General features: G+C 67.5%; 36 protein-coding genes. 31 read left to right on the top strand and 5 right to left on the bottom strand.

Translation table 11 applies throughout. The annotated features are described in order from the left end of the window. The 28 genes from GGD82_RS19315 to rplQ form a co-directional block, all read left to right on the top strand. On the top strand, window positions 1-108 hold a 108-nt coding region (locus GGD82_RS19315; RefSeq protein ID WP_184013324.1), incomplete at its 5' end, for an EF-Tu C-terminal domain-related protein. 389 nt (window positions 109-497) lie between these two features. Beyond that, a complete protein-coding gene (gene rpsJ / locus GGD82_RS19310) occupies window positions 498-806 on the top strand; it encodes a 30S ribosomal protein S10 (protein WP_150063959.1) in 309 nt (102 codons plus the stop codon). A 227-nt stretch (window positions 807-1,033) separates the two neighbouring features. Next, the gene (rplC, locus tag GGD82_RS19305) at window positions 1,034-1,753 is read left to right on the top strand and encodes a 50S ribosomal protein L3 (protein ID WP_150063955.1); all 720 of its coding nucleotides are present in this window, start codon (window positions 1,034-1,036) and stop codon (window positions 1,751-1,753) included. 5 nt (window positions 1,754-1,758) lie between these two features. Next, a complete protein-coding gene (rplD, locus tag GGD82_RS19300; protein WP_150063954.1) occupies window positions 1,759-2,379 on the top strand; it encodes a 50S ribosomal protein L4 in 621 nt (206 codons plus the stop codon). Next, entirely contained in the window at window positions 2,376-2,690 is a 315-nt protein-coding gene (locus GGD82_RS19295; protein WP_150063953.1) for a 50S ribosomal protein L23, read from the top strand. The genes rplD and GGD82_RS19295 overlap by 4 nt, the downstream gene beginning before the upstream one ends. 4 nt (window positions 2,691-2,694) lie before the next feature. Further along, entirely contained in the window at window positions 2,695-3,531 is an 837-nt protein-coding gene (rplB, locus tag GGD82_RS19290; RefSeq protein ID WP_150063952.1) for a 50S ribosomal protein L2, read from the top strand. A gap of 11 nt (window positions 3,532-3,542) precedes the next feature. Beyond that, on the top strand, window positions 3,543-3,821 hold the full coding sequence (gene rpsS / locus GGD82_RS19285) for a 30S ribosomal protein S19 (RefSeq protein WP_150063951.1): 279 nt from the start codon (window positions 3,543-3,545) through the stop codon (window positions 3,819-3,821). Window positions 3,822-3,823: 2 nt separating this feature from the next. Further along, window positions 3,824-4,204 carry a 50S ribosomal protein L22 gene (gene rplV, locus GGD82_RS19280; protein WP_150063950.1) on the top strand — a complete coding sequence of 127 codons (381 nt, stop codon included), beginning with the start codon at window positions 3,824-3,826 and terminating at the stop codon, window positions 4,202-4,204. Continuing rightward, window positions 4,204-4,875 carry a 30S ribosomal protein S3 gene (gene rpsC, locus GGD82_RS19275; RefSeq protein WP_150063949.1) on the top strand — a complete coding sequence of 224 codons (672 nt, stop codon included), beginning with the start codon at window positions 4,204-4,206 and terminating at the stop codon, window positions 4,873-4,875. Before rplV ends, rpsC begins: the two co-directional genes overlap by 1 nt. Window positions 4,876-4,919: 44 nt before the next feature. Continuing rightward, window positions 4,920-5,333 (top strand): 50S ribosomal protein L16, encoded by a 414-nt coding sequence (gene rplP / locus GGD82_RS19270; protein WP_150063948.1) that lies wholly within the window; start codon window positions 4,920-4,922, stop codon window positions 5,331-5,333. A gap of 5 nt (window positions 5,334-5,338) precedes the next feature. Continuing rightward, window positions 5,339-5,551: a 50S ribosomal protein L29 gene (rpmC, locus tag GGD82_RS19265; RefSeq protein ID WP_150063947.1), complete on the top strand. Its 213-nt coding sequence runs from the start codon at window positions 5,339-5,341 to the stop codon at window positions 5,549-5,551. Window positions 5,552-5,565: 14 nt separating this feature from the next. Then, window positions 5,566-5,808, top strand: a complete 243-nt coding sequence (gene rpsQ / locus GGD82_RS19260; RefSeq protein WP_150063946.1) for a 30S ribosomal protein S17 — start codon at window positions 5,566-5,568, stop codon at window positions 5,806-5,808. A gap of 55 nt (window positions 5,809-5,863) precedes the next feature. Continuing rightward, window positions 5,864-6,232, top strand: a complete 369-nt coding sequence (rplN, locus tag GGD82_RS19255) for a 50S ribosomal protein L14 (protein WP_150063945.1) — start codon at window positions 5,864-5,866, stop codon at window positions 6,230-6,232. After that, complete coding sequence (gene rplX / locus GGD82_RS19250; protein ID WP_150063944.1) at window positions 6,229-6,549, top strand: 50S ribosomal protein L24; 321 nt, start codon at window positions 6,229-6,231, stop codon at window positions 6,547-6,549. Before rplN ends, rplX begins: the two co-directional genes overlap by 4 nt. Window positions 6,550-6,559: 10 nt before the next feature. Then, a complete protein-coding gene (gene rplE / locus GGD82_RS19245; RefSeq protein ID WP_150063943.1) occupies window positions 6,560-7,102 on the top strand; it encodes a 50S ribosomal protein L5 in 543 nt (180 codons plus the stop codon). Window positions 7,103-7,122: 20 nt separating this feature from the next. Next, window positions 7,123-7,428 (top strand): 30S ribosomal protein S14, encoded by a 306-nt coding sequence (rpsN, locus tag GGD82_RS19240; protein WP_150063942.1) that lies wholly within the window; start codon window positions 7,123-7,125, stop codon window positions 7,426-7,428. 12 nt (window positions 7,429-7,440) lie between these two features. Beyond that, window positions 7,441-7,839, top strand: coding sequence for a 30S ribosomal protein S8 (gene rpsH / locus GGD82_RS19235; RefSeq protein WP_150063941.1), 399 nt, complete (start codon window positions 7,441-7,443; stop codon window positions 7,837-7,839). Window positions 7,840-7,856: 17 nt separating this feature from the next. Beyond that, a complete protein-coding gene (rplF, locus tag GGD82_RS19230) occupies window positions 7,857-8,390 on the top strand; it encodes a 50S ribosomal protein L6 (RefSeq protein WP_150063940.1) in 534 nt (177 codons plus the stop codon). Window positions 8,391-8,404: 14 nt separating this feature from the next. After that, window positions 8,405-8,770, top strand: a complete 366-nt coding sequence (gene rplR / locus GGD82_RS19225; protein ID WP_150063939.1) for a 50S ribosomal protein L18 — start codon at window positions 8,405-8,407, stop codon at window positions 8,768-8,770. A gap of 31 nt (window positions 8,771-8,801) precedes the next feature. Further along, a complete protein-coding gene (gene rpsE / locus GGD82_RS19220) occupies window positions 8,802-9,443 on the top strand; it encodes a 30S ribosomal protein S5 (protein ID WP_150063938.1) in 642 nt (213 codons plus the stop codon). Window positions 9,444-9,449: 6 nt separating this feature from the next. Then, the gene (gene rpmD, locus GGD82_RS19215; protein ID WP_150063937.1) at window positions 9,450-9,644 is read left to right on the top strand and encodes a 50S ribosomal protein L30; all 195 of its coding nucleotides are present in this window, start codon (window positions 9,450-9,452) and stop codon (window positions 9,642-9,644) included. An 81-nt stretch (window positions 9,645-9,725) separates the two neighbouring features. After that, window positions 9,726-10,214 carry a 50S ribosomal protein L15 gene (gene rplO / locus GGD82_RS19210; RefSeq protein ID WP_150063936.1) on the top strand — a complete coding sequence of 163 codons (489 nt, stop codon included), beginning with the start codon at window positions 9,726-9,728 and terminating at the stop codon, window positions 10,212-10,214. Window positions 10,215-10,429: 215 nt separating this feature from the next. Then, a complete protein-coding gene (secY, locus tag GGD82_RS19205) occupies window positions 10,430-11,776 on the top strand; it encodes a preprotein translocase subunit SecY (protein WP_150063935.1) in 1,347 nt (448 codons plus the stop codon). Further along, window positions 11,773-12,438 (top strand): adenylate kinase, encoded by a 666-nt coding sequence (locus tag GGD82_RS19200; RefSeq protein ID WP_150063934.1) that lies wholly within the window; start codon window positions 11,773-11,775, stop codon window positions 12,436-12,438. The genes secY and GGD82_RS19200 overlap by 4 nt, the downstream gene beginning before the upstream one ends. A gap of 171 nt (window positions 12,439-12,609) precedes the next feature. After that, window positions 12,610-12,978, top strand: coding sequence for a 30S ribosomal protein S13 (rpsM, locus tag GGD82_RS19195; protein ID WP_150063933.1), 369 nt, complete (start codon window positions 12,610-12,612; stop codon window positions 12,976-12,978). 110 nt (window positions 12,979-13,088) lie between these two features. Further along, complete coding sequence (gene rpsK / locus GGD82_RS19190) at window positions 13,089-13,478, top strand: 30S ribosomal protein S11 (RefSeq protein ID WP_150063932.1); 390 nt, start codon at window positions 13,089-13,091, stop codon at window positions 13,476-13,478. A 346-nt stretch (window positions 13,479-13,824) separates the two neighbouring features. Next, window positions 13,825-14,847, top strand: a complete 1,023-nt coding sequence (locus GGD82_RS19185; protein WP_150063931.1) for a DNA-directed RNA polymerase subunit alpha — start codon at window positions 13,825-13,827, stop codon at window positions 14,845-14,847. A 240-nt stretch (window positions 14,848-15,087) separates the two neighbouring features. Continuing rightward, window positions 15,088-15,513, top strand: a complete 426-nt coding sequence (rplQ, locus tag GGD82_RS19180) for a 50S ribosomal protein L17 (protein WP_150063930.1) — start codon at window positions 15,088-15,090, stop codon at window positions 15,511-15,513. Window positions 15,514-15,606: 93 nt separating this feature from the next. Here the strand turns inward: rplQ and GGD82_RS19175 are convergent, their stop codons facing one another. After that, window positions 15,607-16,314: a cytochrome b/b6 domain-containing protein gene (locus GGD82_RS19175; protein ID WP_246164006.1), complete on the bottom strand. Its 708-nt coding sequence runs from the start codon at window positions 16,312-16,314 to the stop codon at window positions 15,607-15,609. 111 nt (window positions 16,315-16,425) lie between these two features. After that, window positions 16,426-16,749 (bottom strand): PepSY domain-containing protein, encoded by a 324-nt coding sequence (locus tag GGD82_RS19170; RefSeq protein WP_150063929.1) that lies wholly within the window; start codon window positions 16,747-16,749, stop codon window positions 16,426-16,428. 129 nt (window positions 16,750-16,878) lie between these two features. On the opposite strand from GGD82_RS19170, the gene GGD82_RS19165 reads away from it, so the two are divergent. Genes GGD82_RS19165 through GGD82_RS19155 form a run of 3 tightly spaced genes read left to right on the top strand, consistent with a single transcriptional unit; the run spans window position 16,879 to window position 19,372 of the window. Continuing rightward, window positions 16,879-17,331, top strand: a complete 453-nt coding sequence (locus tag GGD82_RS19165; protein ID WP_170284461.1) for a PepSY domain-containing protein — start codon at window positions 16,879-16,881, stop codon at window positions 17,329-17,331. After that, window positions 17,331-17,999, top strand: coding sequence for a response regulator transcription factor (locus GGD82_RS19160; RefSeq protein ID WP_150063927.1), 669 nt, complete (start codon window positions 17,331-17,333; stop codon window positions 17,997-17,999). The genes GGD82_RS19165 and GGD82_RS19160 overlap by 1 nt, the downstream gene beginning before the upstream one ends. Then, a complete protein-coding gene (locus GGD82_RS19155; RefSeq protein WP_211364847.1) occupies window positions 17,993-19,372 on the top strand; it encodes a sensor histidine kinase in 1,380 nt (459 codons plus the stop codon). The genes GGD82_RS19160 and GGD82_RS19155 overlap by 7 nt, the downstream gene beginning before the upstream one ends. Window positions 19,373-19,384: 12 nt before the next feature. Here the strand turns inward: GGD82_RS19155 and GGD82_RS19150 are convergent, their stop codons facing one another. From GGD82_RS19150 to GGD82_RS19140, 3 genes are read right to left on the bottom strand one after another with little or no spacing between them, the layout of a single operon-like run. Further along, window positions 19,385-20,641: an ABC transporter permease gene (locus GGD82_RS19150; RefSeq protein WP_150063926.1), complete on the bottom strand. Its 1,257-nt coding sequence runs from the start codon at window positions 20,639-20,641 to the stop codon at window positions 19,385-19,387. Further along, on the bottom strand, window positions 20,638-21,372 hold the full coding sequence (locus tag GGD82_RS19145) for an ABC transporter ATP-binding protein (protein ID WP_150063925.1): 735 nt from the start codon (window positions 21,370-21,372) through the stop codon (window positions 20,638-20,640). Before GGD82_RS19145 ends, GGD82_RS19150 begins: the two co-directional genes overlap by 4 nt. Before the next feature lie 7 nt (window positions 21,373-21,379). Beyond that, on the bottom strand, window positions 21,380-23,434 hold the full coding sequence (locus GGD82_RS19140) for a vWA domain-containing protein (protein ID WP_184013323.1): 2,055 nt from the start codon (window positions 23,432-23,434) through the stop codon (window positions 21,380-21,382). Window positions 23,435-23,519 lie beyond the last annotated feature (85 nt).

The raw sequence follows: 23,519 nt of genomic DNA, 5'->3' as shown, positions 1-23,519 counted from the left end.
GTGGTGAACCTGATCGCGCCGATCGCGATGGACGAAGGCCTGCGCTTCGCCATCCGTGAGGGCGGCCGCACCGTCGGTGCCGGCGTCGTCGCCTCTATCGTCGAGTAAGACGGGCGGGTTCGGGGCGGGTTCCGTATGGGCCCGCCCCGACCGACCGAGAACCCTAAAGGCTGGACCTGGCGCCGCGCCTCGCATAGAACAGGCGGCGGCACCTCAGGGCCCGCCGACGTTACCGGCTCCGCGGGTCGGCGCGACGGACCCCCGCCGCGCTGTCCGCGTCAGGGGCCTCGCGGGCCAAATCGGCTCGCACCTGGCGCCGCCTCGGCGGCACCACGCGGTTGTGTTCTTTTGGAGTGGTTCGGCGAACCCCCGGGGGGTCACGGGAAGGCGCCGGGCAACACCGCGGCGGTTCGACGACGCTCGAACCGGTGTGGACCCCGTTCACGGGGACCGACATATCGCTTGATTGCACAGGATTGGGTCAGAGCATGGCCATGATGGAAAGTCAGAATATCCGGATCCGCCTGAAGGCGTTCGATCATCGCGTGCTGGACCAGTCCACGCGCGAGATCGTGGGCACCGCCAAGCGGACCGGCGCGCAGGTGCGCGGGCCGATCCCGCTGCCGACGCGGATCGAGAAGTTCACGCTGAACCGGTCGCCGCACATCGACAAGAAGTCGCGCGAGCAGTTCGAGATCCGGACTCACAAGCGTCTGCTGGACATCGTCGACCCGACGCCGCAGACCGTGGACGCCCTGATGAAGCTGGATCTCGCCGCAGGCGTGGACGTGGAGATCAAGCTCTAGGCGGCAGCGACGCCGGATCCGCCGGATGACGGCCTTCCCTGGTCCAGGGGCGGTCGGTCGCGGCGGGCGCCGGTTGCCGCGTGGCGGACACCCCGGGCCGGGCCGGCGCTCGCGCGGGCAGGTTCGCCGCCGATTTCAGACGTGCGATCACGCGATGCGTCCCGCGCGCGTTCCGTTTTGAGGAGCGCGCGAGGGGGGCGGGTCCAGGTTTTAAGGATTAGAGACCAATGCGTTCCGGACTCATTGCGCAGAAAGTCGGGATGACCCGGCTGTTCGACGCCGAGGGCGTCCACATCCCGGTGACGGTTCTCCAGGTGGAAGAGTGCCACGTCGTGGCCAACCGCACCCGTGAGAAGGACGGCTATGTAGCGGTCCAGCTCGGCGCCGGACGGGCGAAGGTGAAGAACACCTCCAAGGCCATGCGCGGCCATTTCGCCAAGGCGCGGGTCGAGCCCAAGCGACAGGTGGTGGAATTCCGCGTGTCCGACGACTGCGTCGTGCCGCCGGGCACCGAGCTGTCGGCCGCCCACTTCGTCGCCGGGCAGTACGTCGACGTCGTCGGCACCAGCATCGGTAAGGGCTTCGCCGGTGCCATGAAGCGTCACAACTTCGGCGGCTTGCGCGCCACGCACGGCGTGTCGATCAGCCACCGCTCCCATGGTTCGACCGGCCAGTGCCAGGACCCCGGTAAGGTGTTCAAGGGCAAGAAGATGGCGGGCCACATGGGCTTCGAGCGCGTAACCGTGCAGAACCTTGAGGTTGTGCAGGTGGACGCCGAGCGTGGCCTGTTGATGGTGCGCGGCGCAGTGCCGGGATCGAAGGGCGGCTGGCTTGAAGTCTCCGACGCCCTGAAGAAGACGCTGCCCGAGGGCGTGCCGATGCCGGCCGGTGTGAAAGCCGAGGCCGAAAGCGCGCCGGCCGGTGTGAGCATCGGCGAGGAGAGCTGAGAGTCATGAAACACGACGTCATCACGCTGGATAACCAGCCGGCCGGCGATGTGGAGTTGGACGACGCCGTTTTCGGCGTTGAGGTCCGCACCGACATTCTGCACCGGGTGGTGCGCTGGCAGATGGCCCGCTTGCAGGCGGGCACCCATAAGACCAAGGGCATCAGCGAGATCAGCGGTACGACCGCCAAGCCCTTCAAGCAGAAGGGCACGGGCCGGGCGCGTCAGGGTTCGCGGCGCGCCACGCAGTTCCGCGGCGGTCAGACCGTCTTCGGTCCGGTCGTGCGCTCGCACGCCCACGAACTGCCGAAGAAGGTCCGCAAGCTGGGTCTGAAGACCGCGCTCGCCGCCAAGCTGGCCGAGAACAAGCTGGTGGTGCTGGACACCGCCGCCTCCGACTCCGCCAAGACCAAGGACCTGGCCGCGCGCCTGTCCGCGCTGGGGTGGACCAGCGCGCTTGTCATCGACGGTCCCGAGGTGAACGAGGGCTTTGCCCGCGCCGCGCGCAACATCATCGGCATCGACGTGCTGCCGCAGCAGGGCGCCAATGTCCGCGACATCCTGCGCCGCGATACCCTGGTGCTGACCAAGGACGCCGTGGCCCACTTGCAGGAGCGCCTGAAATGAGAAAGCCGGCGAGCAAGATCGACCAGGAGCGGATGTACGATATCATCCGCGCGCCCGTGATCACCGAAAAGGCGACCATGGGATCGGAGCACAATCAGGTCACGTTCAAGGTGCCGCTGGACGCCTCCAAGCCGGAGATCAAGCAGGCGATCGAGGGCGTGTTCAACGTCAAGGTCAAGGCCGTGAACACCTCGATCCTCAAGGGCAAGGTGAAGCGGTTCCGGGGTACCATCGGCAAGCGCGTCGACGTCAAGAAGGCGATCGTGACGCTGGTCGAGGGTGAAACCATCGACGTCGGCACGGGGGTCTGATCCGATGGCGCTGAAGCAATTCAATCCGACGACACCGGGCACCCGGAATTTGGTGCTGGTGGATCGTCGCGAGCTGCACAAGGGTGGTCCCGTCAAGGGCCTGACCGAGGGTCTGACCAAGACCGGTGGCCGCAACAACCACGGCCGGACCACGGCCTTCAACCGCGGCGGCGGGCACAAGCGCCGCTACCGTCTGGTGGACTTCAAGCGGCGCAAGCGCGGCGTGTCGGCCACGGTGGAGCGGCTGGAGTACGATCCGAACCGGACCGCCTTCATCGCGTTGATCCGCTATGAGGACGACGAGCAGGCCTACATCCTGGCCCCGCAGCGACTGGCGGTCGGTGACACTGTGATCGCCGATGATCGCGCGGACATCAAGCCGGGCAACGCCATGCCGCTGAAGGCCATGCCGGTCGGCACCATCGTGCACAACGTGGAGCTGAAGGCGGGCAAGGGCGGTCAGATCGCGCGCTCCGCCGGCTGTTATGCCCAGCTGATCGGTAAGGACCAGGGCTACGCCCAGATCCGCCTGTCGTCTGGCGAGCTGCGGTTGGTGCGCGGGGAGTGCATCGCCACGGTCGGCGCCGTGTCCAACCCGGACAACGCCAACCAGAAGCTGGGCAAGGCCGGCCGCAAGCGCTGGCTCGGCAAGCGCCCGCACGTCCGTGGTGTGGTCATGAACCCGGTCGATCACCCCCATGGTGGTGGTGAGGGTCGGACCTCGGGCGGTCGTCACCCGGTCACCCCGTGGGGCAAGCCGACGAAGGGCAAGCGCACGCGGTCGAACAAGAAGACCGATGGGCTGATCATGCGTAGCCGCCATCAGGCGAAGAAAAAGTAAGGAGGCCGCTCGTGGCTCGTTCCGTTTGGAAAGGTCCGTTCGTCGACGGCTACCTGCTCAAGAAGGCGGAGGCATCGCGTGCCTCTGGCCGCAATGAAGTGATCAAGACCTGGTCGCGGCGTTCGACGATTTTGCCGCAGTTCGTGGGCCTGACCTTTGGGGTCTACAACGGCCAGAAGTTCGTGCCGGTGCTGGTGACCGAGAACATGGTGGGGCACAAGCTCGGTGAGTTCTCGCCGACCCGGACCTACTACGGCCACGCCGCCGACAAGAAGGCGAAAAGGAAGTAACGATGGGCAAGACATCCGCCGAACGTTCGTTGGACGACGTCGAGGCCCAGGCGGTCTCCCGCATGATCCGGACCAGCCCGCGCAAACTCAACCTGGTGGCCTCCTCCATTCGGGGGATGCCGGTTGACCGCGCGCTGTCCGAACTCGCCTTCTCGAAGCGTCGCATCGCGGTCGAGGTCAAGAAGGTGCTGGAATCGGCCATCGCGAACGCCGAAAACAATCACCAGCTGGACGTGGATCAGCTGGTGGTCAAGGAAGCCTACGTGGGCAAGGCGATGGTCATGAAGCGCTGGCGGGCCCGGGCCCGGGGCCGCGTGGGCAAGATCCTGAAGCCGTGGGCCAACCTGACCATAGTGGTGCGTGAGCGCGAGGAGGTCGCCTAATGGGACAGAAAGTCAATCCGATCGGGCTGCGCCTCGGCATCAACCGCACCTGGGATTCGCGGTGGTACGCCGATCACGGCTACGCCGACATGCTCCACGAAGATCTGGTGATCCGCAGCTACCTTAAGAAGCGGCTGCATCAGGCTGGCGTGTCGCGCATCATCATCGAGCGTCCGGCCAAAAAGGCCCGCATCACCATTCATACGGCGCGGCCGGGCGTGGTGATCGGCAAGAAGGGCCAGGACATCGAGAAGCTGCGGCAGAAAATGCAGCAGATGACCGGCAACGAGGTGCACCTGAACATCGTCGAGATCCGCAAGCCGGAACTGGACGCGCAGTTGGTGGCCGAGAACATTGCCCAGCAGCTTGAGCGCCGTGTGGCGTTCCGTCGCGCCATGAAGCGCGCGGTGCAGAACGCGATGCGCCTGGGTGCCCTGGGCATCCGGATCAACTGTGGCGGCCGTCTGGGCGGCGCGGAAATCGCGCGCACCGAGTGGTACCGCGAGGGTCGGGTTCCGCTGCACACGCTGCGTGCGGACGTCGACTACGGCACGGCGACCGGCAAGACGACCTACGGCAGCTGCGGCGTCAAGGTCTGGATTTTCAAGGGCGAAATCCTGGAGCACGACCCCATGGCCCAGGACAAGCGGCGCGGCGATACGCCCCGCTAAGGGCGGTTTGCCCGTCCGGTCTTGGGTTGAAGGAGCGTTAGGCAATGTTGAGTCCGAAACGAACGAAGTTTCGCAAGTTTCATAAGGGGCGCATCAAGGGCGAGGCCAAGGGTGGCAGCGCGCTGAACTTCGGGGCCTTTGGCCTGAAGGCGATGGAGCCCGAACGTATCACCGCGCGGCAGATCGAATCCGCGCGCCGGTCCATCACGCGCTACATGAAGCGTCAGGGTCGGCTCTGGATCCGGATCTTCCCGGATGTCGCGGTGTCGAAGAAGCCGGCCGAGGTTCGCATGGGCTCCGGTAAGGGGTCTCCGGAATACTGGGTGGCCAAGGTGAAGCCGGGCCGCATCATGTTCGAACTGGATGGCGTCTCTGAAGAGGTGGCGCGCGGGGCCTTTGAACTGGCCGCCGCCAAGCTGCCGATCAAGACGAAGTTCGTCGCGCGGATCGGGGAGTAAAGACGATGGCCGACAAGACCAGTGTCGAGGATCTGCGCCAGATGAGCGCGGACCAGCTCACCGAGAAGCTGATCGAGCTGAAGAAGGAGCAGTTCAACCTGCGCTTCCAGGCCGCGTCCGGTCAGCTTGCCAATACCGCGCGGGTCCGCGAGGTGCGCCGCTCCGTCGCGCGCATCAAGTCGATCCAGTCCGAAAAGAAAAAGGCCGTCGCGTCGTAAGGAGACCAGGACAAATGCCGAGGCGTATTCTGCAAGGTGTCGTGGTCAGCGACACGAACGACAAGACGATCGTTGTCAAGGTCGAGCGTCGGTTCAAGCACCCCGTGTACAAGAAGTTTATCCGGCGTTCGAAGAAGTTCGCCGCGCACGACGAAACCAACCAGTGCAAGGTGGGTGACATTGTGCGAATCCGTGAATGCGCTCCCATTTCGAAGCGCAAGACCTGGGAAGTCGTGGTCGACTCCCCCGCGGACTAGGACGTGCCAAAAGGGTGCGTAACCAATTCGCGGGTACTCTTAGGGAATACTTGTCATGATCCAGATGCAGACCAACCTGGATGTCGCCGATAATTCCGGCGCCCGGCGGGTCATGTGCGTGAAGGTCCTGGGTGGCTCGAAGCGCATGACGGCTGGCGTGGGCGACGTCATCGTGGTCTCCGTGAAGGAGGCCATCCCCCGTGGCCGCGTCAAGAAAGGCGACGTGCATCGGGCGGTGATCGTGCGGACGGCGAAGGAAATTCGCCGGCCGGATGGTTCGGTCATCCGCTTCGACGGCAATGCCGCCGTGCTTATCAACAAGCAGAACGAACCCATCGGCACCCGTATCTTCGGCCCGGTGACTCGTGAGCTTCGGGCGAAGAAGTTCATGAAGATCATCTCGCTCGCTCCGGAGGTGCTGTGATGGCCGCGAAGTTCAAGAAGGGCGACAAGGTCGTCGTCGTGACCGGCCGGGACAAGGGCCGCCACGGTGAAGTCGTCAAGGCGATGCCGAAGGAAAGCCGCCTGCTCGTGCAGGGCGTGAACATGGTCAAGCGCCACCAGCGCCAGACCCAGACCGCGCCCGGCGGGATCATCGAGAAGGAGGCGCCGATTCACGTCTCCAACGTGATGCACGAGGATCCGAAGGACAACCAGCCGACCCGGGTGGGGTTCAAGGTTCTCGAAGATGGCCGCAAGGTGCGCTTCGCGAAGCGCTCCGGCGAAGTCATTGATGCTTAAGGAGGCGACGATGACCGCACGGCTGCGCGAGCATTACGATACGGTGGTCCGCGAGGATCTGAAGACCAAGCACGGGTACACCAACCCGTTCCAGATTCCGCGCCTGGAGAAGATTGTCATCAACATGGGTGTGGGCGAGGCCGCCCAGGACCGCAAGCTCATCGAGGGTGCGGTCAAGGACATGACGGCGATTGCCGGTCAGAAGCCGATCATCACCCGTGCCAAGAAGTCCATCGCCCAGTTCAAGCTGCGCGACGGTATGGTCGTGGGCTGCAAGGTGACCTTGCGGCGCGAGCGCATGTATGAGTTTCTCGATCGTTTCATCAACATCGCTCTTCCGCGCGTCCGCGACTTCCGCGGCGTGCCGACCAGCGGGTTCGATGGCGCCGGGAACTACAATATGGGCGTGAAAGAGCAGATCATCTTTCCCGAGATCAACTACGATCAGGTGGATAAGATGCGTGGGATGAACATCACCATCTGCACCACGGCCGAGACCAACGACGAGGCACGAACCCTGCTGGAAGGGTTCAACATGCCCTTCCAGAAGTAGGCGGTTGGAGACAACGAACCATGGCGAAAGTTAGTGCCGTCGAGCGCAACAAGAAGCGCGAGCGCATGGTAAAGGCCAAGGCCGCCAAGCGTGCTGAACTGAAGGCTGTCATCAAGGACCGCGATGTGTCCCCCGAGGACCGCATCCAGGCGGTGTTGACGCTGGCGAAGATGCCGCGGAACTCGTCGAAGGTGCGCATCAAGAACCGGTGTGACCTGACGGGCCGTCCGCATTCCGTGTACCGTAAATTCCGCCTGGGCCGCGTAGTGCTGCGCGATCTGGCCTCTCAGGGCCAGATTCCCGGCATGGTCAAGTCGAGTTGGTGAGGAAGGTGGCCCATGGCTCTCAGTGATCCCCTGGGTGACATGCTCACCCGCATCCGCAACGGTCAGCAGGCGCGTAAGGCCACGGTCAACGCGCCCGCTTCCAAGTTGCGGGAAAACGTGCTGGAAGTGCTTCAGCGTGAAGGTTACATCCGCGGCTTCTCCCGGGCGCCCGTGCGCAAGGGTATCGAGGAGCTGGTGGTGGAGCTGAAGTACCACGAAGGCACCCCGGCGATCCGCACGATTGCGCGCGTCTCGCGCCCCGGTCGGCGGGTGTACTCGAAGATCAAGGACCTGCCCAAGGTCTACAACGGCCTGGGGATTTCCATCCTGTCCACGCCGCGCGGCGTCATGAGCGATGCCGAGGCCCGCGCGGCGAACGTGGGTGGCGAAGTCCTCTGCAAGGTGTTTTAGGCGAGGGGGACGAAACCATGTCACGTGTTGGAAAATATCCCGTCGATGTGCCCTCGGGCGTGACCGTCACGGTCGCGGGCAACGTCATCACGGCGAAGGGCAAGCTGGGTGAGATGACCTACCGCTGCCCGGACGAGGTCGAGACCTCCCTTGAAGAGGACAAGATCTGGGTCCGGCCGCGCGCCACGCACAAGCAGGCGCGCCAGCATTGGGGCACCACCCGGGCGCAGTTGAACAACGTGGTCAAGGGCGTCGGCGAGGGCTTCACCAAGAAGCTCGAACTGGTCGGCGTCGGCTATAAGGCGGTGGTGCAGGGCAAGAACCTGGTGCTGTCGCTGGGCTACAGCCACGACATCACGTACCCGATCCCGGACGATCTGAAGATCGTCACGCCGGCCCCCACGCAGGTGGAGATCTCCGGTGCGTCCAAGCAGCGGGTCGGTCAGGTCGCCTCGGAAGTTCGCGGTTTCCGGTCGCCGGAGCCCTATAAGGGCAAGGGCGTGAAATACGCGGACGAGCGCATCCTGCGCAAGGAAGGCAAGAAGAAGTAGGCGGGGATACGGGTATGTCGACATCAGCAAAGAAGCTGTTCGAGCGTCGTCGCGGCCGGGTCCGCTTCGCGCTTCGCAACAAGTCCCGAGGCCGTCCCCGTCTTTCGGTGTTCCGGTCCTCGAAGCACATCTACGCCCAGCTCATCGACGATGTGGCGGGCTGCACCGTGGTAGCGGCCTCGACGCTCGATAAGGAGCTTCGCGGGTCGCTGAAAACCGGCGCGGACAAGGCTGCCGCCGAGGCCGTGGGTAAGCTGCTGGCCGAACGGGCCGTGGCTGCCGGCGTTGGCAAGGCCGTGTTCGACCGCGGGGGCTACCACTTCCATGGCCGCGTGAAGGCTCTGGCAGATGGTGCCCGCGAGGGCGGCCTGGAATTCTGATCACCGAAGTTCGAGGGAAGGTAGACGAGATATGGCACGAAATCCCAACGAACGGGGTGGTGGCGACCGCGGCCGGGGCCGCGGTGGCGATCGTCGCGACCGTGATGAGCGCGACGACGAGTTCAAGGACAAGCTCGTTCACATCAACCGCGTTGCCAAGGTGGTCAAGGGCGGTCGGCGCTTCGCGTTCGCCGCTCTCGTGGTGGTCGGCGACGGCAAGGGCCGGGTCGGGTTCGGAACGGGCAAGGCCCGTGAGGTGCCCGAAGCCATCCGCAAGGCGACCGAGCAGGCCAAGCGCACCATGATTCGCGTGCCCCTCCGCGAGGGCCGCACGCTGCATCATGACATCAACGGCCACTTCGGGGCCGGTCGCGTGACCCTGCGGGCCGCGCCGGCCGGTACCGGCATTATCGCCGGTGGTCCGATGCGCGCCGTGTTCGAAACCATGGGCGTGCAGGACGTGGTCGGGAAGTGCAACGGCACGACCAACCCGTACAACATGGTCAAGGCCACCTTTGACGCGCTGCAGAACTCGTTCTCGCCGCGTCAGGTCGCGGCGCGCCGCGGCAAGAAGGTGGGCGACATCATTGGTCGGCGCGACGGTGTGCCGGGTGGTGGGTCCGCCGGGGCTTCGGCGGGTCAGGATGCGGCGGCCGCCGCCGGCGGGGAGTAATCCATCATGGCGAGTGAGAACACCGGCCGTGTGAAGGTCACGCAGGTGGGCAGCCCCATTGGCCGCCGCAACGATCAGCGGGCCACGCTGATCGGGTTGGGCCTGAACAAGCTGCATCGCACGCGCGAGTTGGAGGACACTCCGGCCGTTCGCGGCATGATCCGCAAGGTCAGCCACCTCGTGACGGTGGAACCGGCGTAACATCGGCTCGGGCCGCGCGACCGTCCGTTGGGGGGGCGCGGCCGGGGCTGGCGCCGGCGGCGATTGAAGGAACATCCGACCATGAAACTGAACGAACTGCGCGACAACGCGGGCGCGACTAAGGTCCGCAAGCGCATCGGTCGCGGCATTGGCTCCGGCACCGGCAAGACGTCGGGCAAGGGCCAGAAGGGCCAGAAGTCGCGCACCGGCGTTGCCATCAAGGGCTTCGAGGGCGGTCAGATGCCGCTCTACCGGCGCCTGCCGAAGCGGGGGTTTACCAACGCCCGTTTCACGAAGGACTTTGCCGAGATCAATGTCGGTCGCCTGCAGAAGGCGATCGATGCGGGTCGTCTGGATGCGTCGCAGGCCATCGACGAGGCGGCCCTGGTGGCCGCCGGTCTGATCGGCCGGGTGCGTGACGGCGTGCGTCTGTTGGGCGAGGGCGAGCTGACCAGCGCGGTGACCATCACCGTGACCGGCGCGTCCGCCAAGGCGCGCGAGGCCATCGAAGCCAAGGGCGGCACCCTGACGCTGACCGGCCTGCGGCCGGCGGCGACCGCCGAGGCCTAAGCGCGGCTCGCCACCCGGCCGAACGCAGCGCGGATCAGCGGGGTGGCGTAAACGCGCCTGACGGACTACCTTTGCAGGGCACCGCGCGGGGTGGAGGACGGTCAAGGCGGCCGACCCCACCCCGCACCGGTTTCCCCGCAGGGGGCGGATGGGCCGACAAGTCTCGCGGGAAATCTCGCGGGCGTCTGGACCGTCCGAGCATCTGGGAGTGAAGCATGGCGTCCGCCGCCGAACAGCTTGCCGCCAATTTGAACTTCGGCGTCCTGGCCAAGGCCACCGAACTGAAAAAGCGCATCTGGTTCACGCTGGGTGCGCTGATCGTTTATCGGCTGGGCACCTACATCCCGCTGCCGGGCATCGATCCGGACGTGCTGGGGGCGATCTTCCAGCAGCACCAAGGCGGCATCCTGGGCATGTTCGACATGTTCTCAGGGGGCGCGCTGAAGCGTATGACGATCTTCGCTCTCAACATTATGCCCTACATTTCGGCCTCCATCATCATGCAGCTGATGACCTCCATCAGCCCGAGCATGGAGCAGCTCAAGAAAGAGGGCGAGAGCGGGCGCAAGAAGATCAACCAGTACACCCGCTACCTGACCGTGCTGATCTGCGCCTTGCAGGCGTATGGGATCGCCGTCGGGTTGGAGGGCATGACCGCCGGTGGCGCGACCGCCGTCATCGACCCCGGCTGGTTCTTCCGATTCACCACCGTGGTTACCCTTGTGGGTGGCACGCTGTTCCTAATGTGGCTGGGCGAACAGATCACTGCGCGGGGCGTGGGCAACGGCATTTCGCTCATCATCTTCGCCGGCATCGTCGCGAATCTGCCGCTGGCGCTGGCCAGCACTCTGGAACTGGGCCGGACCGGGGCGCTGTCGCCGCTGGTCATCATCGGCATTCTGGTGCTGTCCGTTGCGGTGATCGCTTTCATCGTGTTTATCGAACGGGCTCAGCGCCGCATTCTGGTGCAGTATCCGAAGCGCCAGCGCGGCAACAAGATGTTTGGCGGCGAGAGCACGCACCTGCCGCTGAAGATCAACACACCGGGCGTGATTCCGCCGATCTTTGCGAGTTCGCTGCTGTTGCTGCCGCTGACGCTCGCCAACTTCGCCGGCGGCGCGGGCGGCCCGGCTTGGCTCACGAACCTCACGGCGCTGCTTGGACACGGGCAGCCGCTGTACATGGCCCTGTACGCGGGTCTCATCATCTTCTTCGCGTTCTTCTACACGGCCGTTGTGTTCAATCCGGAGGACACGGCCGATAATCTGAAGAAGTACGGCGGTTTCGTTCCGGGCATCCGGCCGGGCAAGAACACGGCCGAGTATCTGGACTATGTGTTGACGCGCCTCACGGCGGTTGGCGCGCTGTACCTGGTCGCTATTTCGGTGATGCCGGAATACCTGATCGCTTCGGTGGGGGTGCCGTTTTACTTCGGGGGCACGAGCCTTCTGATTGTTGTCACGGTGACGATGGACACCGTGGCGCAAATTCAGAGTCATCTGCTGGCCCATCAATACGAGGGCCTGATCAAAAAATCGAAACTGAGGGGGAAACGGGGATGAGCCAGACGGCGCGGCGCATCGTTCTGCTTGGGCCGCCGGGGGGCGGCAAGGGGACCCAGGCGAAGCGGTTGGAACACAGGCACGGCTGGCCGCAGCTTTCGACGGGCGACATTCTACGTCAGGCCATCAAGGACGAAACGCCTCTAGGGCAGCGGGTCAAGGCCACCATTGACGCCGGGAAGCTGGTCTCCGACGAGGAGATCATGGGCGTCATCGCGGAACGGATGGAGCAGCCCGACTGCGCCAACGGCTTCGTGTTGGACGGCGTGCCGCGGACTTTGGGGCAGGCGGCGGCGTTGGAGGACCTCCTCGCCGGAAAGGGCACGCCCCTGAACGCGGTCATCGAACTGCGCGTGCCGGACAGCCTGCTGATGGAGCGTTTGACCGGTCGGTTCTCGTGCGTCACATGCAACGCGAACTACCACGACAGCTTCCATACGCCGAAGGTGGAGGGGGTGTGCGATCACTGCGGTGGCACGGAGTTCAAGCGCCGGTCCGACGACCAGCCGGAGACCGTGCAGGGGCGCCTCGACGCCTACCACGATCAGACCGAGCCTCTGAAGCCGTTCTACCGCGAGCGCGATCTGCTGCGTGTCGTCGACGGCACCATGGCGATGGATGAGGTGACGGCGGAAATGGAGCGGGTGGTCGGTCTTCTGTAGTCCGCCGGCCGGCCGCGGGGGAAACGGGTGATTCAGCGGTTGACAGGGGCGCGCGACTTCCTATAATGCGCGCCCTTGGCGGACGCCGTCGCCCCAGGACAGTCTCATCGTGCTTCGGCCCCTCGCGGGAGGTGGGCCGGCAGCGGTATATTGATTTGAGGAGAGCGGGTTTTGGCACGAATCGCTGGTGTGAATGTCCCGAGCGGCAAGCCGGTGGGCGTCGCGCTCACTTACATTTACGGAATCGGCCGCACCAAGGCCAGCCAGATTTGCACGCAGGTCGGAATCGACTGGGGGCGCCGGGTCAACGAACTCGGCGAGGATGAGGTTCAGCGCATTCGCGAGCTGATCGACGGCGACTTCAAGGTCGAAGGCGATCTGCGGCGCGAGGTCGCCATGAACATCAAGCGCGTGATGGATCTGGGTTGCTATCGCGGCCTGCGTCACCGCAAGGGCCTGCCGGTGCGGGGTCAGCGGACCCACACGAACGCCCGCACCCGTAAGGGTCCGGCCAAGCCGATCGCCGGTAAGAAGAAATAAGTCGCGGGAGCGGACGGTCCACCGGCGGCGCCCCAGGGGGCGCGCCGAACACTGTCCGCGTTTCGCGATCCCTCGCACACGATTCGACGCAGCCGAGACAGGACAGGTTCATGGCCAAACCAGCCGCCAGGCCGAAGCGTCGCGAACGGAAGAACATCACTTCCGGCATCGCGCACGTGAACGCCAGCTTCAACAACACCAAGATCACCATCACCGACGTCCAGGGCAACGCCATTTCGTGGTCGTCGGCGGGCTCGCAGGGCTTCAAGGGCTCGCGGAAGTCGACCCCGTACGCGGCGCAGGTCGCGGCCGAGGACGCCGGCCGCAAGGCCCAGGAGCACGGCATGAAGACGCTGGAGGTCCAGGTGAAAGGGCCCGGATCGGGCCGTGAATCGGCGCTGCGCGCCCTTCAGGCCGTCGGCTTCACGGTGTCCACGATCCGCGACGTGACGCCGATCCCGCACAACGGGTGCCGGCCGCGCAAGCGCCGTCGCGTCTAGTCGCACGCGCGACCTCCCACGCTCGTCCGTCGCTTTGACCAGGGTTTCGCCCGGGTCCGCGGCGGACGTCGCGTGTCGGAACGCAGTGTGACCGGAAAAGATGTTTTCGGGGTGCGGCGCGTGCATGGGGTTCGGCCCCAAAGCGCGGCGCGCATTCCGAACCCGCCGGATCGGCCCGTGCCGATGGTCGGGCCCGGCCTGGACCCGCTCGAGCCGAGCGTGGACCGGCCGGCCCACAGCGCTCAGGCCCCAACACCTGGCCGTCTAGGCCTACCCGGCGGCGTGCCGCTCCCGCCGGCGTCCGACCCGATCCAGGACCCGCCCACCTCGCTTGCAGGAAACCGCCATGTCGCTAATCCAGAAAAACTGGCAGGAGCTGATCAAGCCCAACAAGCTCAATGTGCAGCCGGGCGCCGATCCGCGGCGGCTCGCCACTGTGGTGGCCGAGCCCCTGGAGCGCGGCTTCGGTATCACGCTGGGCAATGCGTTGCGGCGCGTGCTGTTGTCCTCCCTTCAGGGCGCGGCGGTGACCGCGATCCAGATCGAGGGCGTCCTGCACGAGTTTTCGTCCATCCCCGGCGTCCGCGAGGACGTCACCGACGTCATCCTGAACGTCAAGGCCGTGGCCGTGCGCATGCACGTCGAAGGCCCGCGCCGCATGTCCCTGAAGGCCACCGGCCCGGGGCCGGTGACCGCCGGCCAGATCGAGGCGTCGGGCGACATTGAGATCATGAACCCCGATCTGGTGCTCTGCCACCTGGACGAGGGCGCGACCCTGTCCATGGAATTGACGGTGAACACCGGAAAGGGCTACGTCCCGGGTCCGATGAACCGGCCCGAGGATTCGCCGATCGGCCTGATCCCGATCGACGCGATCTTCAGCCCGGTGCGTCGCGTGTCGTACAAGGTGGAAAACTCCCGCGTGGGGCAGGTCACCGACTTCGACAAGCTGGCGATGGTGCTGGAGACGGACGGGTCGATCAGCCCGGACGACGCGGTGGCGTTGGCGGCGCGCATTCTGCAGGATCAGTTGCAGCTCTTCATCAACTTCGACGAGCCGCAGATGGCGCCGACGGAGCGGGAAGACGAGGATCTGCCGTTCAACAAGAACCTGCTGCGCAAGGTGGACGAGCTGGAGCTGTCGGTCCGCTCGGCCAACTGCCTGAAGAACGACAACATCATCTACATCGGCGATCTGGTGCAGAAGACCGAGTCCGAGATGCTGCGGACCCCGAACTTCGGCCGGAAGTCGCTGAACGAGATCAAGGAAGTGCTCTCCCAGATGGGCCTGCACCTGGGGATGGAAATTCCCAACTGGCCGCCGGAGAACATCGAGGATCTGGCGAAGAAGCTGGAAGAGCCGTACTAGGCGCTTTTTATGGATCGGCCCGTGTGACCTTTTAGGCCGCGCGGGTCTCCGCCGCTTCGCGGCGCCGGCGTGTTTGCGCCGGAGTCACGGCGGTCGGCGGGGCGCTCGCCCCGGTCTCATCGGGCCCGTTCCGGGCCACCTCCGTCATGACATCGTACCGAGCCATTCGGGTTCGGAGGGTGGTGGCGGGGTCTACCATCCGCTTCGCGCGCGAAGCCCAGACGTGAAAGGAGCCGCCCCATGCGACACGGTATGGCGCATCGCAAGTTCAACCGGACCAAGGGTCACCGCCGCGCCCTGTTCGCCAACATGGCCGCCTCTCTGCTGAAGCACGAGCAGATCAAGACGACGCTGCCGAAGGCGAAGGAGCTGCGCCCGGTCGCCGAAAAGCTCATCACGTTGGGCAAGCGCGGTGATTTGCACGCCCGGCGTCAGGCGTTTGCCTTGCTGCGCGACGACAAGGTCGTGGCCAAGCTGTTCTCGACCCTGGCCGAGCGCTACAAGAGCCGGTCCGGCGGCTACACGCGCGTGCTGAAGGCGGGCTTCCGCTACGGCGACGCCGCGCCGATGGCCGTGATCGAGCTGGTGGACCGCGATCCGGAGGCGAAGGCCACGGACGCCGGCCCAAGCTGGGAGAACAAGGGCGCCGAGGACGACGAGGATTAAAGAGTCCTCTGTCGGCCGGTCGCCATGCGAAGGGACCGCTCCCGGCTGGGGGCGGCCCCTTTTGCGTGACGAGGGGGACCGTCGGGTGGCGCGTCAGGTCGCCTTGCGGCCGTCGATCATGGCGCGGACCAGGTTCTCGCGATGGGCCAAGCTGCTCGCGATGACGCCGAACAGATGGAGCGCCATCAGGATCAGGGTCAGGTTGGCGAACAGCTCGTGGGCCTCTTCCCAGCCTTCGCCGGTCTCGCTGCCGCTGCGCCCATCGCGATGCTCACTCCATTCGTGGTCGTCGGCCAGGGCCGGGGAGACGATGGCCACGGAGGCGGTGGCGGCGGGTCCCATGAACGGGGCCAGCGGACCCTCGCCCTCCTGCGCGATCATCGCCATGCCGGTGAACGCTGTGGCGCCCAGGCTGGCCAGCAGCGCCAGCGCCATCAGGCCACCGGCCGGGTTGTGGCCGACGAAGCGGGGCGCCGACCCCGACGCCAAGCCGGACAGATAGGCGAGGGCGTGACGTGGAGCGCGCACGAAGTCAGTGAATCGCGCGTGCTGTGGGCCGATGAAGCCCCAGACGACGCGCAGGCCGACGGTGGCGGCGACGGCGTAGCCGGCCCCGGTGTGCAGCCACTCGGGCTCGCCCTCGGTCAGGTAGGCGGTCAGAAAGCCGCCGACGAGCACCCAGTGCCCCAGGCGAACGACGGGGTCCCAGACCTCTATCATGGTGGGGCCGCGGTCGGCGCGTGAGGAGGCGGCGGGATGGGAGGGGGCATCGTCGGGCGAGGGCGCGGCGGTTCCGGTCATGGCAGCGGTCCTTTGCGGGCAGGGTGTGGTTCGGCCCGGGTGGTGGCCGAACGGGGGGCGGCGAAGCGGGGACCCCTGATCCCGACCGTGCGGAATCAGGGGTGGCCCGTCTCAATCGTCGGCGCGCTGGCGTACGATCGCGCCCGACACGGGATCGAGCAGGAGTTCCTGCCGCAGGCCGTTGGGGGACCAGACGTCCACCTCATAGAACCCGTCATCGGCTTCGACCGACCGGACGGTGAAGCCCTGGCTTTCGACATGGGCGGCGATTTCGGCCACACTCATCCACCCGCCCTGCCCCGGCATGGTGCCAGGTCCACCGGCCGGTGCACCGGCGTGATGGTCCATCGTGTGACCGGCGGGCGAAGCCAGGGCGGGCACGACGGGCAGGGCGAGCAGGGCGGAGCCGAGGACGGCGGAAACGGTGGTGCGCATGGTGAGTCTCCTGTGATGCGTGGGATGCCGCGACGGCGGGCGTCACGGCTCTGGGGTGCATCCTGCCGCATGCCCGCTGACGGGGACCTGAGCAGGGCCGTCAGCGGGCTGTCAGGACAGGTCAGGCACATGAGAGCGATGACACGCACGCCCCCCCCGACCTCCATCCGCCGTTGCCGTCTTGCCCTGGTCGTCGCCCTGGTCGCCCTGCTGTTGGGGATGGGGATCGGGTGGGATGCCCCCGGCGCGCGGGCCGACAGTCACGCTGACCGGCACCATGAGGGCCGGTCGCGCCACGATGACGACCGCACCCGCGACGCGGACCATGACGATGACCACGATCACGACGACGATCATGATCGGGCCCGCCGCGCCCTGGAGGCGGGGCGCGTCCTGCCGCTGGCCGAGGTCCTCGCCCGTGTCGGGGGCGCGCTGCCCGGGCGCGTCATCGAGGTCGAATTCGAACGCGACGATGGCCTCTATCTGTATGAATTCACCGTCGTGGACACACACGGCCGGGTCCGCGAGGTCTCCGTCGACGCCGCCACGGCCCGGGTGTTGGAGATCGAGGACGACGACTGATGCGGATCCTTTTGGTCGAGGACGATGCCCGCATTGCCGCCGACACCGGCCGGGCGCTGGAGGCCGCCGGCTATCGGGCGGTTCCTTGCGCCAACGGTGAGGATGCGTGGTTCCTGGGCGATACGGAGGACTTCGACCTGATCGTGCTCGATCTTGGGTTGCCGGGCATGGATGGACTCGCGGTCCTGAAACGGTGGCGCGCCGGGGGGCGGACCATGCCCGTGCTGGTCCTGACCGCGCGCGGCACCTGGGTGGAGCGGGTCGAGGGCATCGACGCCGGTGCCGACGACTACCTGCCGAAGCCGTTCCGCATGGAGGAACTGGTGGCCCGGGTGCGCGCGCTTATCCGGCGCTCGGTCGGACAGGCCACGGCCGTTTTGACGGCAGGCCGGCTGACGGTCGACACGCGGACGATGGCGGTGGCCGTCGATGGCGTGCCGGTCTCGGTCTCGCCCCTGGAATACCGCTTGCTCGCCTATCTGGCGCATCACCGTGCCCGGGTCGTGCCGCCGACGGAACTGCTCGATCACCTCTATGGCGACGAGGACGCGCGCGAGGCGAACGCGCTGGAGGCTGTGGTGGCCCGTCTGCGCCGAAAGCTCGGCCCGGGCGTCGTCGAAACGCGGCGCGGCTTCGGCTACACACTGGCCGGCACCGACGCATGTTAGGGGGGAAGGGCTGGACGAGGCTGTCCCTGTCGTCGGTGCGGCTGCGGCTGCTGGTGGCGGGCGCGGTCTCGATCCTGGTGGCGCTGGCCCTGGCCGGGGTCGGGCTGGCGCTGCTGTTCGAGCGCCATGTGGAGCGGCGGGCGGTGGCCGAGCTGGCGACCCATCTTGATCAGGTCATCGCGGGCCTGGACCGCACCGCCGCCGACGCCCTGATCGAGGCCCGCCGTCCGGCCGATCCGCGGTTCGACCACCCCCTGTCGGGTCTGTATTGGCAGGTCGAGACCCCGGAGGCCGTGCTGCGCTCCCGCTCGCTGTGGGACGCCCGCTTGGCGCTGTCGCCCGACGATCTCGCCGATGGGCAGGTGCACGAACACAGCCTGACCGGGCCGGCCGGGCAGCGCCTTCTGGTGCTGGAACGGCGGGTGATCCTGCCGGAGCGGCTCGGCGGGGTGCCGGTGCGCGCCGCCGTGGCGTTGGACCGGGCTCAGGTGCGCACCGCCACCGCCGCCTTCGCCGCCGACCTGCTGCCATATCTCGCCGTGCTCGGCCTCGGTCTGATGGTGGCGAGTTGGGCGCAGGTCTCGGTGGGCTTGCGGCCGTTGCAGGCCATCCGGGAGCGGGTGGAGGCTGTGCGCTCGGGCCGGGCGACCCGTCTCGGCACCGCCTTTCCCGCCGAGGTGCGCCCGCTGGCCGGTGAGGTCGACGCCCTGTTGGCCGCGCGGGAGGCCGATGTGACGCGCGCCCGTGCCCGCGCCGCCGATCTGGCCCACGGGCTGAAGACGCCCTTGCAGGCCCTGGCGGGCGATATCGACCGGGTCCGCGCCCTGGACCAGGGGCCGCTGGCCGACGGCATCGCGCAGGTCGCCGCCGCCATGCGGCGCCATGTGGACCGGGAACTGGCGCGCGCCCGGCTGGCGGCGGGCGTGACCCCCGCCACCTGCCGCCCCGCCGATGTCGCGACGCGGGTGGTGGGCGTGGTGCGGCGCACCCCTCAGGGGGAGCCGCTGGAGTGGCGGAATGCCATCCCCGCCGACCTCGTGGCGCCGATCGACGGCGACGACCTGACGGAGGTTCTGGGGGCGCTGGTCGAGAACGCGGCCCGTCATGCCGCGCGTGCCGTGGGGCTGACCGGCACGCGGGACGTCGGCGGTGTCACGCTGACCGTGCGCGATGACGGTCCCGGCATTCCCGCCGACCGGCGGCGGGCGGTGCTGGACAGGGGCGAGCGGCTGGACGCGCAGGGGGAGGGCTCGGGGCTCGGGCTGGCCATCGCTCAGGATATCCTGGCCGCCTGGGGTGGTGCGCTGGCGCTGGACGACGCCCCCGGGGGCGGGCTCGCGGCCCGCATCACGCTACCGGTGCCCAAGGGCTGAGGGACGCCGGGGTCAGGTCGGCCCGCCCTGAAGGCCCTCGGCGGCCGGGATGCTCAAGGTGCGGGCGGCGGCCTGAACCGAGGCCAGGGCCGCGAATCCGGTCGTGGCGAGCAGCGCGATGACCCAGTGCGTTGGGCTGAGGGTGCAGATGTTGCCGTCCTCCAGCCCGGGTGCTGCGAAGGCGACTGACAGCAATGCATCACTGACCGCGTATCCCAACGCCCCCAGCACGAACCCGGACAGGGCGATCAGCAGCGCCTCGATGACCGGAATGGCGACCAGCACGCCCGACGTGCCGCCCATCAGCCGCACGATGCCCAGATCGGCGCGGCTGCGCTCCACGTTGGCCCAGAGGTTGGAGCCCAGCGACAGCAGCACGCCGGCCGAGCCGATGCCCAGGATGATGGCGAACACGATGCCCAGGCTACGGTCGAGCATGCGCAGGCCCTGGACGTCCTCGATCGACGAATGGGTGGGAATGCCGTGCTCACGCAGCCACGCCACCAGCGCGGGCACGGCCTCCAGGTCGCGGGCGTACAGCCGGAAGCCGGCGAACGGGCGCGGGCCGCTCTGCTCCGTGCCACGGGCGCCCCAGCCGCGCGCGGGCACGCGGTGGCCGTCGCGGAAGTTTTCGATGTCGATCACCAGGGGCAGGGACACGAAGCCGACCGCGCGAGCGGGCCCGGTCGGGGGCAGAATGTCCAGCACCGTCGCCTCGACCTCGGCGAGCTCGTAGGTGCCATCCAGGGTGCGGGTGACCAGGATCGGCACCGTGTCCCCGGTGCGGCGTCCCAGGGCCCGGGCCAGCGAGTCGCTCAGCACGATGGCATCCGATCCGGGGGCGGGGATGGGGCCGGGCGCCAGGACCGGATCCCCGGGCGCCGTGGGTTCCAGGTCGGCGGACAGCGTGGCGCCGCCGGCGGCCTCCAGGTCCACGGTCAGCGACAGCGGCCGTGTACGTGGCACTAGGAACGCCGTGCCGGGCTGCGCGGCGAGCTGCTCCAGCAGGGTGGGCTCCAGGGTGCCGGTCTTCAGCGGCGTGATACGCAGGGTGTCGGGATCGCGCAGCAGGCGGGTTTCCATCTCCGTCACGACGCCGTTGCGCAGCCCGAACAGGACCAGCAGGGGCGCCAGCACCGCGGCCAGCGCGATGGCGTAGCAGGCGGTGGTCAGCCAAGTGTGCCGGACCTGCCGCACGGCGATGTAGACGGCTAACGCCAAGGATCCGACGGGGGAGCGCCGGGGCTTGCGTGTTGGGGCGCGGCTCATGCCGGGGGCTCCCCGGAGGGCGCCGGATACACGAACACCGCCCGCGTTTCTGCGCCCTGCGCGGTCAGGGTGGGTTCGACGCGGGCGATGCCGAAGCGGTCGAGCGTCTCCAAGTCGTGACTGGCGATGATCAGGCCGAACCCCAGTGCGCCGCGCAGGTCGAGCAGCAAATCCATGACGGTCGCCGTGTTGACCGGATCGAGCGAGGCGGTCGGTTCGTCCGCCAGCACCAGATGGGGGCGGTGGGCCACGGCGCGGGCGATGGCGACACGCTGGCGCTCCCCCACCGACAGCGAGGCCGGCCGGTCGGACAGCAGCGCGCGGATGCCCAGCCGCTCCGCGAGCGCGTCGATCAGGCGCTCGTCCGGCCGTCCCGCAAGCCGCTGGGTCAGGGCGATGTTCTCGCGCGCGGTCAGGCTGGCGAGCAGGGCGCCGGTCTGCACAACATAGCCGTACAGGCTGGCGCGAATCCGGGCGAGGTGGTCGTGCCGCCCGCGCGCCCACAGGGCGGCCACGTTCACCCCGGCCACCGTGAATTGCGCGCCTGGGTCGGGTGGCGTCGCCAGGGCCAGCAGGTTGATGAGCGTGCTCTTGCCCCGCCCGCTGGGGGCCACCAGGGCGATCACCGCGTCCGGGGCGATGTCGAAGGCGGGCACCTCCAGCACAAAGCGGCGATCCCGGCCGATGCGCGGGACGCGCGCGTCGCGAATGTGCACCAGGGGCGCCGTCATGCCGCGCCTAGGGCAGCGCGGTTAGGGGCACGGGATAGACCTTCTCGCCCTCGGGTTCGTCCGGGGCCAGGGCGACCCAGAGGTCCGCGTTGCCGTCGAAGCGGCGGTACAGCTCCAGCTTGCTTTCCAGGTTGCGCAAAAGGTTGAGCTGGCCGACCGGCCCCATGGACAGGAAATCCCGTTCCGTCAGGCCCATGATCTCGCTTTCATAGGGCAGGTCGTCCAGGTACTCCCCGACCACGTCGCCGAGGCTTTCGATCTGGCCCTGGGCGATGCGCTCCGGGTCGCGCACCATGTTGCCGGCAACGCTTTGCAGGCGGCCGAAGAACTCGGCCGGGCGCAGCCGGTTGGTGCGGGCGAGGGTGGTCAGCCGGTCGATGGTGGTCTTCAGGTCATTGAGCTGGTTGCGGGTCAGCAGAACGCGCGGCTCGACCACCGCCTGGCGCAGGTCCTGCGGGTCGAGGTGGGCGAGCCACCCCTGCGTGACGTCCGGCACACGGGTGCCGCGCTGGCGGCCGAGGTAAGCCAGCCGCATGGCCCGCCCGACCTGCCGCAGGGCTTCCTGCTCGGGCGTCGCCGCCGGGGGCAGGGAGTCATCAATGGCGGTCCGCGCCATGTCCAGCAGGTCGGCCGTGACCGTGTCCACCGTGCGGCCGAAGGTGGTGACGTCGCCGTTCTCGATCGGATAGTACAGCACGCGGTCCTGGAACCGCGACAGGGCGCGGTATTGCTGTTCGGCCACCGCGTGATCGTTGACGCCGGCCGCCGTTTTCAGGTGCAGCGTCAGGATCGCAAAGCCCTCTTCCTGGGCCTGCTGGTTCAGGTGCTCCGGCAGGATATTGACGGACGCCAGCGGGTCGCCCAAGGCGCGTGTGCTGGCATCGGTGATGAGCACCAGATAGCGGGCGTTGAAGTCGCGCCAAGCCGGCATGTTGTGCGCCGCGTCGATGCCGCCGAGGGCGTCCTCCATGAAGCCCTGGCTGCTGACCGGGGCTTCGTTCAGGGTCTGGATTCGCCGCAGGAATTGCGTCGGGTTCGTTTCCAGCTCCAGCGGGGCGACGATCCGTGTGGTGTACTCCAGGCCGGGCACCGCGTTGATGTTGTCGCGGAAGGCGACCATGCCGAAGCTGACCTCGGCCTTGATGTCGGCGGACTGCATGCGCTGAAACACCGCCCGGATGGTCTGGCGGGTGCGCTCGATGTACGGGTTCATGGACGCGCTGGCGTCGATCACGAACACGATGCCGACGCGGAAGGGGCCCGCCGGCGTAATGGGCGCGTTGGTGGCGGGCGGGTCCTTCTTGGTGACCGAGGCCACCTGCATCAGCAGGACCTTGCGCCGCAGCGAGCGGAACAGCGTGTCCTCGTAGTCCAACACCGGGAGCAGATAGAAGTTCTCTTGCAGATCGACGTACTCGGGCGGCTCCAGCGCCACGATCGGGTTGGTGTCCGGAACCGTCGTGTCGTTGGCGCGGGCTTGGATGGCCTCGCGGCGCCAAGCTTCGCTCTTCGGCACCATGGCTTCGTCGTTGAGCAGGTCGACCAGGGATTCCTTGGTGTCCAGGATCATGGCCGGGCGTGGCCCATCCGGTCCGCTGCGCGGCGCCGGATTGGTGAAGGCCAGGATCATGGAGTGCTTCCAGTCGATGGTCGCGGGCGTCGGCACGAAGGCCGTGCGCGTGCCCTCGCGGTCGGCCCCGACCTCGACCCACTCCTGACCGCCGATGTTGCGCCGGTCAAACACGTAGTAGACGGAGAACGGCTCCACCGTCGTGCCCGCCTCGGCGAGGTTGGGCTGGGCACGCAGCTCGGCGCCCGGCCGCATCAGCACGCGCTGGAACAGGGTGCGCTTGCCTTCGATCAGCATGGGGTCGCGGGCGTCCGCCGGGCCGGCGAGCCCGAACGCGCCGGCCAGGGCCAGGGCCAGAACGGCCAGATGCAGGCCCAGGTTCCACCGCGGCCCCCATCCTCGCCCTCGGCGGGGTGCGGAGAACCCCACGCGGGGCCCTGCCGTCCCGCGCTGATCTCGATCCTGGGGGCTGTCCGATCCTGACCGCGGCATGGTGTTCTCCCAAAACCCAAAACGTTGCGTTTCTGCGCCAGGCATGGCCGGCGGCGGGGCACCTGAGTCCCGTCACACACCCCCC

Source organism: Roseospira marina (assembly GCF_014197855.1).
GTDB classification, from domain to species: Bacteria; Pseudomonadota; Alphaproteobacteria; order Rhodospirillales; family Rhodospirillaceae; genus Rhodospira; species Rhodospira marina.
This window is presented reverse-complemented; position numbering and strand designations above follow the sequence as displayed.